Below are 15,214 nucleotides of genomic sequence, written 5' to 3' on the forward strand. Positions count from 1 at the left end.
TTGCTGGCTGAACAGGCGCAGCCTGGCACTCAGCCCCGCCGGCAGTTCCAGTGCCAGGGTGGCGCCGAGGTAACTTTGCACCTGTGGCCGTGGGTGATCGGTGGGCAGCTCCAGCAGGCCTGGTGCGCCGCCGAGGTGCTCGCTCCAGAAACGGGTCTGGGTTTGCAGGCGTTCGCCTTGCAGATGCTGTTGTTGCCAGACCGCGTAGTCGGCGTATTGCAGGGCCAGCGGCGGCAATGGGTCATCGAGGCCCTGGCTGAAAGCGGCATACAGGCGATTGAACTCGCCGATCAGCACCGCCACGGACCAGCCATCGGAGACGATATGGTGCTGGGTGACCAGCAGGATATGCTCGTCTTCGGCCAGTTGCAGCAGGTGCCCGCGAATCAGTGGGCCCTGGCTCAGGTCGAAAGGCTTGAGGGCCTCGGTCCGGGTCAGTTGCTCGACCTCCTGTTCGCGGCTTGCGTCGGGCAGCAGACGCAGGTCGTGCTCACCCAGGGCAAAGCCGATATCAGGGGCGGCGAAGCGCTGGCGGACTTCACCTTCGTGGCGTTCGAAGGTGGTACGCAGGCTTTCGTGACGGGCGACAATGCGGTCCAGGGCACGCTGCAAGGCATTGCGGTCGAGCTGGCCACGCAGGCGCAGGGCCGCCGGCATGTGATAGGCGACACTGGCGGCATGGTCCAGCTGGTCGAGGAACCACAGGCGTTGCTGGGGCAGGGACAATGGCAGATCCTGGTCGCGGGAGACCGCTTCAATGGTCTGGACCGACGACCGGGCCGCCTGGTCCACGCACTCGGCCAGGCTGCGCAGGGACGTCAGGCCGAACAGGGTGCGCAAGTCGATCTCGACGCCAAGGTCCTGGTGCAGGCGGGCTTGCAGTTGCACGGTGAGCAGCGAGTGGCCGCCCAGTTCGAGGAAGCCGTCGTGACGACCGACCTGATCCAGGCCGAGCAGGCTTTTCCAGAGTTCGGCGATGGCGACTTCGGTATTGCCTTGCGGTGCTTCATAGGCCTTGCTGGCCAGGGATTCCACGCCAGGGGCGGGCAGGGCGCGGCGGTCGAGCTTGCCGTTGGAGGTGAGTGGCAGGTTGTCCAGGTGCACAAAGGCGCTGGGCACCATGTACTCGGGCAGGTGCTTGAGCAATTCGACCCGCAGTTGTTCGGCCGGTGCCGGTTCGCCGCACAGATAGGCGACCAGGCGTTTGCTGTCCGGTTGGCTCGGATCGTCCTCGCGGGCAATCACCACCACTTCACGAACACCGGCACACAGGGCCAGGGCGGCTTCGACTTCGCCGATCTCGATACGCAGGCCGCGAATTTTCACCTGGAAGTCATTGCGGCCCAGGTACTCCAGGGCACCGTTGGCCAGCCAGCGACCGAGGTCGCCGGTCTTGTACAGGCGTGCCTGGGGATCGTTGGAAAACGGGTTGGCGACAAAACGTTCGGCGCTCAGTTCCGGCTGGTTCAGGTAACCGCGGGCGACACCGATGCCGCCGATATGCAGTTCCCCGGCCACGCCCAGGGGCTGCACCTGGCCCAGGGCATCCAGCACATGCATCTGGATATTGGCAATCGGCCGGCCGATCGGCACGCTTTCGCCCGGATCGGTGGGACGGCACTGCCAGGCGGTAACGTCGATGGCCGCTTCGGTCGGGCCATACAGGTTATGCAGCTCGACCCCCGGCAGTTGTTGTTCGAAGCGCCGTTGCAGGCCACGGGGCAGGGCTTCGCCGCTGCACAGCACCCGACGCAGGGTAGGGAAATCACGGGCAGCGCGGTGTTCGAGGAACAGGTCGAGCATCGACGGCACGAAGTGCAGCAAGGTGATGCGGTTGTCGCGCATCACCTGGGCCAGGTAGTCCGGCTCCTGGTGGCCGCCCGGGCGGGCCATGACCAGTTCGGCACCGGCGAGCAGCGGCAGGAAGAACTCCCAGACCGACACGTCGAAACCGAACGGGGTTTTTTGCAGTACCCGGTCATTGGCGTCGACGGCATATTCGTCGCGGGCCCAGAGCAGGCGGTTGACCACGCCCAGGTGTTCGTTCATCACCCCTTTCGGCGTGCCGGTGGAACCCGAGGTGTAGAGCACGTAGGCCAGGTGCGTCGGCAGCAGGCCGAGGGCCTGGGTGCCCGGGTTGTAGGCGGGTTGCGCGGCCAGTTGCGCGCTGTCGTTGGTATCGTCGAGCACCAGCACCGGCACGTTCAAGGATGCCAGGCCGTCGAGCCATTCATGGGTGGTGAGCACCGCGCGCGGGGTGCTGTCGCCCAGCATGTAGGCCTGGCGGGCGCTCGGCAGGTCCGGATCGATCGGCACATAGGCGCCGCCGGCCTTGAGAATCCCCAGCAGCGCGACGACCATTTCCGGGCCACGGCGCAGGCTGACGGCCACCCGGCTGTCCGGCTCCACGCCCAGCTCGATCAGGCGATGGGCGAGCTGGTTGGCCCGGCGGTTGAGTTGCGCGTAGCTGAGCAACGGCCCGCCATCGCCGCGTACGGCGCAGGCGTCCGGACGCTGGGCGGCCTGCTGTTCGATCAACTGGTGGATCAGCACATCGCGGGGATATTCATGGGCGGTGGCATTGAATTCGAGCAACAGGCGCTGACGTTCGTCCTCGCCCATCAGGGGGAAGTGCGCCACCGGCGTGTCATGCTGTTCCAGCACCGCTTCGAGCATCGCGAACATGCGCTGTTGCAGGCGCTGGGCTTCTTCGAGGCTGTAATAGGCGGTGTTGAAGTTGAAGTCCAGGTGGACGTCTTCGAACGGGTGGTAGTCGCGGACAAAGATCGCCATCGGCGTCTGCTCGTAGCCGTTGTCCATGGTGATCACCCGCGATGAGGTGCCACCGAACTGATCGTCGCCGTCCAGGCTTTCGAACGACAGCGAAACGTCGAACAGTTGCCGGCGTCCGCTCTGCGCCAGGCGCAGGGTGCGGTTGAGCTCGGCGATGGGGAAGCGCTGGTGGCGGTAGCAGCGGCGCAGTTGCCCGCCGGCGGCGTTCATCAGGTCCAGCAGCGAGCCCTGGGGATCCACCGCCAGGCGAATCGGGCTGACCGAGGAGAACATCCCGGCGGTGGCTTTCTGGCGAGCGGTGGTGCGGTTGTGCACAGGCATGCCGATGACGATTTCATCGACGCCCACGGTGCGGCAGAAATAGGTGCTGACGACGCTGATCAGCACATGGGCCACCGACAGGCTGCGTTCGCTGGCGAACTGCGTCAGGGCGTTGTACAGGGCACGCGGCAGCATGGCCTGGACCTGCTCGCTGGGGGCCAGTTCGTTGGCTTTGCCGGCCTTGAAGTCGGCCCGGCGTTGCAGCAGCGACGGTGGCAATTGCGCGTAGGTGTCCTGCCAGAACTGGCGGTCGCGCTCGTAGCGCGAGGACTGCAGGTAAGCCCGGTCCTCTTCAAGGAACGACAGGTAGGAATGGCCTTCGGCAACCTCTTCGTTGCCGGCCAGCAGACCGTTGTAGGCGGCGCCCACGGCATGGCCGATCAAGGCCACGCCGATACCGTCGGTCACCAGGTGGTGGTAGCGGTTGAGCCAGTAATGGCGCTGCGGCCCGCAACGCACCAGGCGCGCTTCCCAGAGTTGTCCGGTCAGCGATTCGAAGGGTTGACGGAAGGCATCGCGCAGGTAGGCCATGGCCAGTCCGGCATCGTCGTCGGCCTCGGAGAACTCCACCACTTCCAGCTTGACCTTGACCTCGGGCAGGACCCGCTGGCGGCCGGTGCCACCCTCGTGGCTGAAGCTCAGGCGCAGGGTGTCATTGCGGTTGGCGACCATTTCAATGGCCTTCTCGAACAACGGGATGTTGACTTCGCCCTTGATCTCCAGGGACATGCCGATGTTGTAGTAGGGCAGATCCGGGTGTGCGATCTGATCGAGCCAGATGCCCTGCTGGACCGAGGCCAGTTCGTGGGACGCGCAGGCTTGCGCGGACAGCTTGTCGGTCGACGAATCCATTTCGGAGCACCTGTTTGCAGAATCAGTGGGTTCGTCTCCGCTCGAAGCGCAGTGGTGCGTAGGAGTAAGGACAACTGCCTGTCGGCGGGACGAAGGAAAAGCGTGGGAAAAAACTAGAGCATCCACTGGGCGATGTCTGTCATGGGAAGCAGGGACAACCCCGTGCGGGGGCCATCGGCGCGTTTGGGACCGCGCGCGCGAGTCTGTTATATCAACGGCCCTGAGTGTTCTTGCGAGGGTCGCACAATGTCATTGATCGCCGAAGTGGATCGCCCTGAGTCGAAGTTCTGGAGTCTGTCGCGGTTTCCCAATCACCCCCAGGCGGGACCTGTCGAGGTGATCGATGCGTTGACGATTTCCCGGGAGGAATTCACCCGTCGCTACGTCAACCACAACCGTCCCTGCCTGGTGAAAAATGCCGTGCGCCACTGGCCGGCGTTCGAGAAATGGCAACGCCTGGATTACTTCAAGACGCATTCGCGCAACAATCCGGTGGTGGTGCGCTCAAAGATCGTCTCGGAGGTCATCGGCTGGTCGAACCCCGAGGTCAAGGCGGCGTTGACCGAGTATGCGGGCACGGTTTACCGGGAAATGCCGTTTCACGAGTTTCTCGACGAGCTGGGCCGGGGGCATGACCCCCTGGTGGCCGACAGTTGTCGTTTTTCCGAGGGCTCGGCCATCGAGCAGATGAAGGATGATGTCGGCGGCCTGCCGTTCATGCCGCAGCTGTCCAAGTCCCGACACTACCCCTCCCATCGCAGTTTCCTGTACCGCAATTCCTACACCGACTGGCATTTCCATGTCGTCGACGAGACCTTCATGGCTCAAGTCGTCGGGGCCAAGGAGGTCCTTCTGCTGCCGCCGGACGAGACCAGTTGGCGGGCGTTGCAGCCGGTCGTCGAAGAAGCCGGCTACCTGTACGACATCGATACCCGGCGTTTCCCCGGCACCCGTGGCCTGCAGGCGTTGCGCACGGTGGTGGAGCCGGGCGATGCGCTGTATATCCCGGTGTACTGGTGGCATGCGGTGCAATCGATGGATGACGCATTTGGCGCGACGGTGGCCGCGACCTTTCCGACGCCCTTGCATGTCAGTGGCGATATCCGCTCGCCGATCGCCAGGCGGGTACTGCGTACCTATCTGTTTTCCCGCCTGGCGCCGCTGGTGCTGGGAGCGGTGGCCTACTCCCTGGCCTGGCGACTGGGGCAGCGGGTGAAGTCGGTGTTCACGCTGCGCGATGTGCGCCCATGAGCCGCAAGCGCCGTCTGCCGGCCTTCGACCTGGGGCGAAGTTTCTATTTTCTGTGGTGCGGTGAGTCCCTGGCGATCGTCGGCACGGCGCTGATGGAGTTCGCCCTCGGCGTCTGGGTCTACTCCCATACCGGCTCGGCGGTGGCGTTTGCCAATGTGGTGCTGGCGGCGACCTTGCCGGCGGTGGTGTTCCTGCCCTTGGCCGGCGGGCTGGCCGACCGGGTCAGCCACCGGCTGATCATTGTCTGTTGCGACGTCAGCCTGGCGCTGCTGCTGTTCGGCGTCATGGGCCTGCTCTGGTTCGACCGGCTGGAGCCGCTGCACCTGTATATCTTCAACTGCATGGCCTCGATCGTCTCGGCGTTCCGCAAGCCGGCCTATCAGGCGGCGGTCAATTCGATCGTCTCCCCGGACAAGTTCACCCGGGCCTCGGGCCTGATGGGCATCAGCAAGAACGCTTCGGCGCTGGTGGCGCCGTTGCTGGCCGGGGCGATCATGGCCAGGGCCGGGTTTGTGCCGATTCTGGCGGTGGACCTGATCACCTTCTGTTCGGGGACCTTGCTGGTGATCAAGGCGTTTTCCCATGTGCGGCCGGCACCGGAGCGCGCCGATGCTGTCGGCAAGAGCTCGGTCTTGCGCGGCTCGCTGAACAATATCACCGCGGCGCTGAAGTTTTTTGCCGCCAGCCACGTGATGGCCGGCTTGCTGTTCTACACCATGCTGCGCAACGCGCTGTTGTCATTGGCAACGCTGATGATGACGCCGTTGCTGTTGTCCACCCTGGGCAGCCAGACCCTGGGCCTGGCCTACACCTGGGCGGCGCTGGGCGGATTGTCGGGCGCCGGGTTGCTGATTTCCATGGGCAACCCGCGGCGCTTGATGGTGCTGGTGGCGGTGGCCGACCTGCTGTTGTCGATCTGCGTCATTGCCATGGGCGCGGTCTCCCATGCCGTTGCCTATTGTGCCCTGGCCTTTGTCGCGATCACCGCGGCGAGTGTCGCCGATGCCAGCGTGAACTCGTTGTGGATGCGCAAGATCCCCACCGGCAATCGCGCCAGCGTGTTTGCCCTGATCAGCATGTTGACCATTGCCACCACGAGCCTGGTGATCTTCGTCGGCGGTCTGCTGGTGGATCACTGGTTCCAGCCGGCGTTGCTGCCTGGCGGTGCCTATGCCGAGTCGATCGGCCACTGGATCGGGGTGGGTGCGGGACGTGGCGTGGGCATGTTGTTTGTGGTGGCCGGGGCATTCTTTGCGTTGCTGTCCCTGACGGTCCTGATCTACGGGCCGATGCGTCGCCTGGAGGGTGCGCCGGCTGAAGCGGCGCCCCTGCGCAGCGGCGATACGGCCCCGGCCGACGCTCTGTGACAAGCGGGTGGGGGCACCCCTGTGCGATGGGGTGCCCTTGTGGGTTGTACCGGATTCCCGTGACAGACAGGCCAGGTCCCCTGGGTCAACCTTTGCAAGCTCCCGCGCAACGTCCCGGATTCGACAGGACTGCGCCGCACCGCCATCCGAGCCGACAACAATCGATAAAGGAGGACCTATGCGTCCGTCGTTTTATGAACCCAAGCGCTTTCCCAAGCTCAAGCACCTTGCCGACAACTGGGAAGTGATCCGTGAAGAGTTTCTCGCCCTCGATGCCCCGACCCTGACCATCAACCGCGTCGGCAAGTCGATCACCGAGATCGTCGATGAAGTGGCCGCCCATATGGAGGCTGGCGGCGAGTATGGCTGGCTCTGGGGTTGGGGTGACGACATGGACGTCATGCCCGAGTGGACCCAGTACGGCCTGGTGGCCTACGACACACCGATCCCCTATGCCCAGGCCGCCATGCCGGGGACCATCGAGCTGTTGAAACAGATTCCCGGGATCAAGCTGTGCGCCTTGCTGCGCATGGAGCCCAATGTGTTCCTCGGTACGCACTCACACACCGGCACCTGGGAAGAAGGCCTGCTGCACATGCAGTTGACCATCGACGCGCCGGCCACCCAGAACTATGCCTACCTCAACGTCAACGGCAGCTTCAACCAGAGCACCAATGGCAACCTGGTGATCTTCGACGGCTCCCTCGACCACTTCGCGGTCAATGCTTCGCGGGCACACCGTACCGTGCTCTATCTTGAGTTCCATCGTGAAAAACACATGGATACCTGAGATCGACAGGAGCGGGCCGAGTGATCGGGCCGCTCCGCAGGTAGAGTACGGTTGTTGTAAAACCACAAACTGTAGAGGCCCGGCTTGCGGGCCGTACTCATTGCGCCTCGGTAGAAACCTCAATCGACAAATTCCACATGGCGGGCCATTTGACCCAGGCATCGCTTCTGCGCGATGCGGGTCAAGGCGATCTCTACCGGCTGTCCTGGGACACTCTTCTGGACGGTCAGGCGACCACAGGCTGGAGGGTTTCCTCGAGGAAGCGGAAAGCGGTCTGTTTCGAGTACTGGGTGGAGGCAAAGAACGCCAGGTGGCTGCCGTTGTGCTCGACATGCAGGGTGGCATCGTCGATCGACGCGGCGATATAGCGTGAGCCGCCAATATGCGTGGTTTCATCCGCGTCGCCGGCCACCACCAGGGTCGGCACGTTGATGCGGGCCAGCCGCGACGCCAGCTCGGTCTTGTTCAAGGCATCGTTCAGGCGCGCATAACGATAGAACAGTTCCGGGTTGACGTAGGGGTAGAGCACCACATGGGCGATCGGCTCCGGCGTGGTGGCCAGCGTCGCCTGGTCGAGGAACATCGCCTGCAGGTCGGTGGCTTCCTGGCGGTCAAAGGCCGCCGCTTCCATCAGCCATTCGAAGTTCTGCTGATGGGTGGTGCGCAGGTTGTTGTCGCCCAGGTTGTAGTCGCCGTGCCACAGGCTCAGGGAGGTGACCCGGTTGTCGTGGGCGGCGGCCGCACTGAGGGCGATCACCGCACCGCCACAGATGCCCATCAGGTGCGCCGTCGGCAGTTGGTAGTGATTCATCACGCTGATCAGGTCGGCGACCTGGGCTTCGGTGTCCACCGCGACCTGGTCGAAGGACGCGCAGGAGCCGAACAGGCCGCGGGTCTCCCAGGTGACCACGAAGAAGCGCTCGCTGAGGACGTTGAACCAGTCGCGGCAAAGATCGAAAGGCATGCCGCAGGGCAGGGCCAGGACAATCGCCGGACGTTCCCGGTTGGTGCTCGCATGCACCGACAGGGAAACGTTGTCGCGGGTGGTCAGGTGCAGTGTCTCGACTTCCGGCACGGCACCGCTGAATTCGAAATGCTTGAGCAGTCGCCCGAACGCCTTGGCCTCTTCGACATCGTCGAAGTGGTCGTAGCGGTAGTCGAGCGCCTGGCAGATTTTCCGGCTGATAAAAAACTCGAAGGACGACAGCTGTGCCTCGCCACCGTGCAGGTATTGCACGGTGCGCACGCCGATCCGCGCAAAGGCGGCGTTGATCGCCCGTTCCGTGGCTCTCACGCTGGGGGAAGCCTGCTCGGGGAGCAGGCCGTTGTCCGGGGCGAGAAAACTCAGGCACATGGGATCGGGCAAATGGATGGCAAGGTGCCTAAGCATCCTCACGGTCTCGCACAGGCGCATCGCTGCGTCGGTGGAAATAGTCATGGATTTCAACTCCTGTAGGCACATTGCCAGGCCAACTGTCGCCTGGCCGCTGTGGGTCAGACCGCTTCGAATTTCTTGCCGCGGGTGGTATGGGTCACGAGACGGTTGTATTCCGGTGTCTTTTCACCGATCACCTGCACCGCGCCGTATTTCTCCAGGCTGATGCGACCGCCGTACTCTTCGATATGGTCCGAGTCCGGGTAGATCTGTACGTGCGACGGCACATAACGCGAGGCGAAGCCCATACGCATTTCTTCTGTTTCGCCGCTGTGGGGGTAGGAGGCGTGCATCAGGGTCGACCAGAAAATAATGAACTGGCCGGCTTTCATCTGCATCGGTACGGCCGCTGCCTCGTCGGGCTTCCAGTCCTTGTCTATCTGCAACTGGCGATAGTCGTAACCAAAGAAACCGCGACGTACGCCGTCCTTGACCACCTCGCTGTTGTTGGCTTCGGGGTCGTAGCTCATGCGCTTGGTTTCGTCGTAGTTCATGCTGTTCTGGGTGCCAGGAATGAACTGCAGGCAACCATTGGCGATGTTGGCGTCGGTGAACGCGGTCCAGACGGTGATGGTGCCACCGAACTCTTCGGCGTCCGGCCAGAGGATCTGCGGTTTGCCGGAAGCGTTGGCAAAGGTGTCGGCCTGGTGCCAGTCGGTGCCTTCATCACCCGGGTATTTAGGGAAGAACTCGGTGCGCCAGCACAGCACGTCCGGGCCGAGGATGCTTTCGACGCGGTCGCAGATCTGCGCGCGGCAGATGTGGTTGGCGAGGAATTCGTCATCCAGGTGGCGGTCGTAGTTGGCGATGTTGGTACCGGCGGAGATGGCGTCCAGGTCCTGGTAGGCCGCGGCGCTACGGTCGAGCAGGCGCAGGCGGGTACGTCTCCAGGTTTCTTTCATTTCTTCCGGCGAGTAGGCGTCGAACGGACCGATAAAACCGTTCTTTTCGAACGAGGCACGCTCTTCCGGGGTCAAGGCGAATTTTTTGCTCACGGGCTTTTCCTTTTCGGTCAATGGGCTTGAACAAGAGTGCGGGAGATGTAATCGGCCAGCGCTTTGGCGGTGGCGCCGTCGGCCAGGACAGCCGGATCGATGTTGATTTGGTAATGGCTTTTGAGCTTGCTCAGGGAGCGGATCAGGGCCAGGGAGGTGCCGCCGAAATCGAAGAAGTCATCGTTCATGCCGATGTTCCTCAGGCCCAGGTCTTCAGCCCACACCTTGAGCACGAACTGCCCGGGTGCAACGATGCGCGAGATGTAGTCGGCGAGGACCTTGGCGGTTGCGCCGTCGGCCAGGACACCGGGATCGATGTTGATCTGGTAATGGCTTTTGAGCTTGCTCAGGGAGCGGATCAAGGCCAGGGAGGTGCCGCCGAAATCGAAGAAGTCGTCATTCAGGCCGATGTTCTTCAGGCCCAGGTCTTCGCTCCAGACCTTGAGTACGAGCTGCTCCGGTTCGCTGAGACCCTGGGCGTCCACCGAGTGCGACGGGGTGACGCCGGCGGTCGGCGAGGGCAGCTGTTTCTTGTCGATCTTGCCGTGAGCGGTCACTGGCAGTTGGGTCAGCGCCAGGTAGGCCGAGGGACGCATGTAGTCCGGCAGGCTGGCGGCCACCAGGGCGGCCACTTCGCTGCGGGTCTGCTCGGTCCAGGCGCCGAGGCCCTGGGTCGGGACCACATAGGCCACCAGGCGCAGGTCGCCATCGCCGTAGTCATGGGCGCCGACATGGGCGGCAGAGACGCTCGGGCTGGTTTGCAGGCAGGCTTCGATCTCGCCCGGCTCGATACGGAAACCGCTGATCTTCAGCTGTTCGTCGCAACGGCCGGCATAACGGTACTCACCGTCATTGTCGAGGATCAGCAGGTCGCCGGTGCGGTAGGCGCGGATCGAGGTGCCGGGCAACTGGATGAAACGCTCGGCGTTGAGCTCGCTGCGATTCAGGTAACCCTGGGCCACGCCGGCGCCTTCGATGTACAGCTCGCCGGCCGTGCCCTGGGGCACCGCGACCTGGTTGGCGTCGAGCAGATGCAACTGCCAGCCGTCCAGGGGTTTGCCGATGGAGACCATCGCGCTGCTTTCCAGATCCTGGCCGAGTACGCGCTTGAAGGTGCTGTGCACCGTCGCTTCGGTAATCCCGTACATGTTGATCAGGGCCGGTTTCTGGTCGCCATGGCGTTCAACCCAGGGACGCAGTACGGTGGCCGGCAGCGCTTCGCCACCGAAGACCACATAACGCAGGGCCAGGGGCGCGGTGGCGCCGCGATCGGCCTCGTCGAGGCCACGGAAGGCCGACGGGGTCTGGCTGAGCACGGTCACGCGCTGGTCGGACAGCCATTGGCGCAGGGCGGCAGGCGAGCGCGAGACGTCATACGGTACCACGCTGACTTGGCCGCCGTGGGCCAGGGCGCCCCAGATTTCCCAGACCGAGAAGTCGAAACCGATGGAGTGGAACATCGACCAGACGTCCTGGGCGTTGAAGCCATAGGTCCGTTGTGTGCTTTCCAGCAGGCGGCTGACGTTGCCATGGGAAACCAGTACGCCCTTGGGCTCACCGGTGGAACCGGAGGTGTAGATGACGTAGGCGCTGGCCTGGTCCGGGTCGCGGCGGCTGCCGTCAACGCTCAGTTCCAGCGCGGGCGCGGACAGCAACTGCTCGAGGGACAGCACACGCAGGGACGGGCTTTTCGGCAGGTTCGCGGCATCGCCGATCACCAGGCCCAGGCCGCTGTCACGGACGATGTGCTCAACGCGTTTGCCCGGGTATTGCGGGTCGACCGGGACATAGGTGCCGCCGGCCTTGAGGATGCCGAGCAGGCTGATGATCAGGTCGGCGCTGCGCGGCAGGTACATGCCCACACGCAGGCCATCCTTGACACCTTCGTGACGCAAACGTGCGGCCAGCTTCGACGACAGCGCCTCGAGCTGGGCGTAACTCAATGTCCGAGTGGCGTCGGACACCGCCGTTCGCTCGGGAAATTCACGGGCCCGGGCACTGAATATCTCATGCAGGAAGGCACCGGGCGTGAGAGGGGCTGGCGGGGTGTTAACCGATTCGCCAGTGTTCTTGATCGGCATGACTAACGCTCCTGTGTAATAACAGGTGCAACGTCTTTTCGCCGTGGCGAAAGACGTTGCACTCGAGACATCCCTGCGGCCTGGAGGCTCCATTCGAAGAGCCGGCACGATCCGCAGTTGCCGCATTTCAGCACCGACCGCGGGCCTGCGTCTGTCGCGGGAAATGGGGACAAACGCGTGCCGACGGTGATCGCGACGCATCCGCGGCCCGGGTCACCGCTGTCCCGGTTTGCGGTGACAGACAGCCCCCCGCCATCGGTGTTTTTATCCTTGCGCGGCGGCGGAGCCTGTTGATCTTGCCCCGTACAACGTGGATGTGAGGGGCTGTGGTCCAGGAGTTTGTTCATGAGTCTTCAAGCTAACGTTTCGCCTGTTTTCACCGAAGAACCGCTGGCGGATGCGCCGGCCTGGCCAGACCGGGCGGGGGATCCATCGGTACGTTTGTCCCTGCTGGCAGCCGACAGCAGTTTGCCCGTGGTGATCGAACCGGCCGCGCCTGGCCTGGATCCGGTGTTGTGGGCGAGTGCGCAACGCGAGGCGATCGAGGCGTTGCTGTGCCGTCACGGCGCGGTGCTGTTCCGTGGTTTCGAGCTGGGCTCGGTGGCGGCTTTCGAGGCCTTCGCCGAGGCGCTGTCGCCCGGGTTGCACGGCACTTATGGCGACCTACCGAAGAAAGAAGGCGGGCGCAATGTCTATCGCTCCACGCCTTATCCCGAGCGCGAGATGATCCTCTATCACAACGAGAGCTCGCACCTGGAAAGCTGGCCGCGCAAGCAATGGTTCTTCTGCGAGCAGCCGTCACGGGTCGGTGGCGCGACGCCGCTGGCGGACATTCGCCAGGTGCTCCAGCGTCTGCCGGCCGAGGTGGTCGCGCGTTTCGAAAGCAAGGGCCTGATGTACAGCCGTACCTTTACCGCCGGCGTCGAGCCGAGCTGGGAATCGTTCTTCGGCACCCCTGAACGCAGCGTCGTCGAACAGCGTTGCCGCGAGCAGGGCACCGACTTCGAATGGCTCGACAGCGACACCCTGCAGATTCGCACCCAGTGCCCGGCGGTGATCAGCCATCCGTTCACCGGTGAGCGCTGCTTCTTCAACCAGGTGCAGCTGCACCACCCGTTCTGCCTGGGCGAGGAAATGCGCGAGGACCTGCTCGACATGTTCGGCGCCGACCGCCTGCCACGACTGGTCAGCTATGGCGACGGCTCGGACATCGAGGACTCGGTCATGGCCTTGATCGGCGAAGCCTACGAGGCCTGTGCGGTGCGCTTCGACTGGCGCAAGGGCGATGTGGTGATGCTCGACAACATGCTCGCCGCCCATGCCCGGGATCCCTACGAAGAACCCCGTCTGATCGTCGTCGCCATGGGCGAAATGACTGCCCGGGATGACGTCTGGCAACCGACCTGAGTGATCGCAATCGAGTGACCCTGGACTTTCAACGACCGGCCATTGCGCGGGCTAATGCATTCAAGGACAGCAACCAATGAAAAACGAGCAAGAGAAGAAGGCCAAACCTGGCTCGGTCATGCGTCTGCTGTGGCGCAATCATCCCTGGCTGACGCTGATGACCCTGTTGACCGGGATCATCAGCGGGGTGGCGTCCATCGCGGTGATCAAGGTGATCAACGAGGCGATTCATGAGGAAAGCTTCCAGTTGCAGTCGTTGTACTGGTTCGTCGGCCTGAGTGCGGTGTCGCTGTTGTTCCGCAACGGTGCCGCGTTGTTTCCGGCCTATGCCAGCATGCGCATCATGACCCGCCTGCGGATTGCCCTGTGCCGCAAGATCCTCGCCACGCCCCTGGAAGAGATCGACCGCCGCGGGGCACCCAACGTTCTGACGATGCTGACCAGCGATATTCCGCAACTCAACAGTACCCTGGTGATCATGCCGTCGGTGCTGGTGGAGTTGGCGGTGCTGCTGTTCGGCATCGCCTACCTGGCCTACCTGTCCTGGGTGGTGTTCGCGGTAACCGTCGGCCTGATGGTGGTCGGGGTGGCGCTGTACCTGTTCTTTTTCCTGGGCGGTATCTCCTTCTCGCACAAAGTGCGCGACGAGTTCACCTCGTTCAACGAATACACCCACGCCCTGGTGTTCGGTCTCAAGGAACTCAAGCTCAACGGCATCCGGCGCCGCTGGTTCAGCCGCTCGGCGATCCAGGAGTCCTCGACCCAGGTGGCGCGCTACAACTTTATCGAACGGCTCTGGTACACCGCCGCCGACAACGTCGGCCAGCTGACCTTGTCGCTGCTGATCGGTTGCCTGCTGTTCGTCGCGCCCATGCTCGGGGTGATCGATACCAATACCATGACCGCCAGCGTGCTGGTGGTGCTGTACATCATGGGCCCGCTGTCGCTGCTGATCGGCGCCATGCCGTTGCTGGCCCAGGGCCGTATCGCCGGCAGCCGCCTGGCGGATTTCGGTTTCTCGATCAACGACCCGCACCCGGAGCCGGAAGCCCTCGCCAGCGAATCCGCCAATGTGCTGCGCCTGGATCACAAGAAGTCCTGGGACAGCATCCAGTTGCGCGACGTGCACATGAACTATCAGGACCCGCTCACCGGCACCGGGTTCGGCCTGGGGCCCATCGACCTGACGGTGCGTGCCGGCGAACTGATCTACATCGTTGGTGGCAACGGCTGCGGCAAGAGCACCCTGGCCAAGGTTATCTGCGGCCTGTACATCCCACAGGGCGGGCAGGTGCTGCTCGACGACAAGCTGATCAACGAAGAGTCACGCAGCGACTACCGTGACCTGTTCTCCGCGGTGTTCTCCGACTTCCATCTGTTCAACCGGCTGATCGGTCCCGACGAAGAAGAGGACGCCAGCACCGAACTGGCGCAGAAGTACCTGGCGACCCTCGGCCTGGAAGACAAGATCAAGATCGAAGGGCTCGGTTATTCCACCACCAAGGCCCTGTCCTACGGTCAGCAGAAACGCCTGGCGCTGGTCTGCGCCTACATGGAAGACCGGCCGATCTACCTGCTCGACGAATGGGCCGCCGACCAGGACCCGCCGTTCAAGCGCTTCTTCTACGAGGAACTGCTGCCGGACCTCAAGCGTCGCGGCAAGACGGTGCTGATCATCACCCACGATGACCAGTACTTCCAGTTGGCCGACCGCATCATCAAGTTGGTGGACGGGAAGATCGTCTCCGACGTGAATTGCTCGGTGCAGGGCAAGCGCGCCTGATTTCCAGCGCTGTTTAACTTTTCCAGGACCGGCCCTTCGCGAAGCTGAGCGAGGTCGGCCGGCCCCTGGACCTGACTCAATTTCCAGTTGTCGCCGCCTTTTGCACGTGGCGAGGCTGACCCTTTGCGAGAAGAAATGT

At 63.5% G+C, this 15,214-nt stretch carries 9 protein-coding genes; 5 read left to right on the forward strand and 4 right to left on the reverse strand.

The window, feature by feature from the left end:
• The coding region (locus M5B42_RS16295) for an amino acid adenylation domain-containing protein (protein ID WP_248746412.1) at positions 1-3,966 on the reverse strand (3,966 nt) is incomplete at its 3' end.
• 246 nt (positions 3,967-4,212) lie between these two features.
• Here M5B42_RS16295 and M5B42_RS16300 point away from each other — a divergent pair.
• The 3 genes from M5B42_RS16300 (at position 4,213) to M5B42_RS16310 (ending at position 7,374) form a co-directional block, all read left to right on the forward strand.
• Entirely contained in the window at positions 4,213-5,217 is a 1,005-nt protein-coding gene (locus M5B42_RS16300) for a cupin-like domain-containing protein (protein ID WP_248746413.1), read from the forward strand.
• The gene (locus M5B42_RS16305; RefSeq protein WP_248746414.1) at positions 5,214-6,584 is read left to right on the forward strand and encodes an MFS transporter; all 1,371 of its coding nucleotides are present in this window, start codon (positions 5,214-5,216) and stop codon (positions 6,582-6,584) included. Before M5B42_RS16300 ends, M5B42_RS16305 begins: the two co-directional genes overlap by 4 nt.
• A gap of 178 nt (positions 6,585-6,762) precedes the next feature.
• Positions 6,763-7,374, forward strand: a complete 612-nt coding sequence (locus M5B42_RS16310; protein ID WP_103498871.1) for an aspartyl/asparaginyl beta-hydroxylase domain-containing protein — start codon at positions 6,763-6,765, stop codon at positions 7,372-7,374.
• 226 nt (positions 7,375-7,600) lie between these two features.
• Here M5B42_RS16310 and syrC read toward each other — a convergent pair whose 3' ends face one another.
• The 3 genes from syrC to M5B42_RS16325 are packed head-to-tail and all read right to left on the reverse strand — an operon-like array spanning position 7,601 to position 11,885.
• Positions 7,601-8,812, reverse strand: coding sequence for a syringomycin E biosynthesis aminoacyltransferase SyrC (gene syrC, locus M5B42_RS16315; RefSeq protein ID WP_248746415.1), 1,212 nt, complete (start codon positions 8,810-8,812; stop codon positions 7,601-7,603).
• A gap of 56 nt (positions 8,813-8,868) precedes the next feature.
• Positions 8,869-9,804 (reverse strand): syringomycin E biosynthesis L-threonyl-[L-threonyl-carrier protein] 4-chlorinase SyrB2, encoded by a 936-nt coding sequence (gene syrB2, locus M5B42_RS16320; RefSeq protein WP_103498869.1) that lies wholly within the window; start codon positions 9,802-9,804, stop codon positions 8,869-8,871.
• Between the two features lie 17 nt (positions 9,805-9,821).
• Positions 9,822-11,885 carry an amino acid adenylation domain-containing protein gene (locus M5B42_RS16325; RefSeq protein WP_248746416.1) on the reverse strand — a complete coding sequence of 688 codons (2,064 nt, stop codon included), beginning with the start codon at positions 11,883-11,885 and terminating at the stop codon, positions 9,822-9,824.
• Positions 11,886-12,230: 345 nt separating this feature from the next.
• On the opposite strand from M5B42_RS16325, the gene M5B42_RS16330 reads away from it, so the two are divergent.
• Entirely contained in the window at positions 12,231-13,292 is a 1,062-nt protein-coding gene (locus M5B42_RS16330) for a TauD/TfdA family dioxygenase (RefSeq protein WP_103499708.1), read from the forward strand.
• Positions 13,293-13,368: 76 nt separating this feature from the next.
• Entirely contained in the window at positions 13,369-15,075 is a 1,707-nt protein-coding gene (locus M5B42_RS16335) for a cyclic peptide export ABC transporter (protein WP_248746417.1), read from the forward strand.
• The last annotated feature ends 139 nt before the right edge of the window (positions 15,076-15,214 follow it).

It is taken from the genome of Pseudomonas sp. MWU12-2037 (assembly GCF_023242345.1).
Taxonomy (GTDB): Bacteria; Pseudomonadota; Gammaproteobacteria; order Pseudomonadales; family Pseudomonadaceae; genus Aquipseudomonas; species Aquipseudomonas gingeri_D.

Bases quoted from the DNA above. Each gene is read 5' to 3' on its own strand.
- M5B42_RS16300 (WP_248746413.1), top strand. From the start codon at position 4,213: ATGTCATTGATCGCCGAAGTGGATCGCCCTGAGTCGAAGTTCTGGAGT.
- M5B42_RS16305 (WP_248746414.1), top strand. From the start codon at position 5,214: ATGAGCCGCAAGCGCCGTCTGCCGGCCTTCGACCTGGGGCGAAGTTTC.
- M5B42_RS16310 (WP_103498871.1), top strand. From the start codon at position 6,763: ATGCGTCCGTCGTTTTATGAACCCAAGCGCTTTCCCAAGCTCAAGCAC.
- syrC (WP_248746415.1), bottom strand. From the start codon at position 8,812: ATGACTATTTCCACCGACGCAGCGATGCGCCTGTGCGAGACCGTGAGG.
- M5B42_RS16325 (WP_248746416.1), bottom strand. From the start codon at position 11,885: ATGCCGATCAAGAACACTGGCGAATCGGTTAACACCCCGCCAGCCCCT.
- M5B42_RS16330 (WP_103499708.1), top strand. From the start codon at position 12,231: ATGAGTCTTCAAGCTAACGTTTCGCCTGTTTTCACCGAAGAACCGCTG.
- M5B42_RS16335 (WP_248746417.1), top strand. From the start codon at position 13,369: ATGAAAAACGAGCAAGAGAAGAAGGCCAAACCTGGCTCGGTCATGCGT.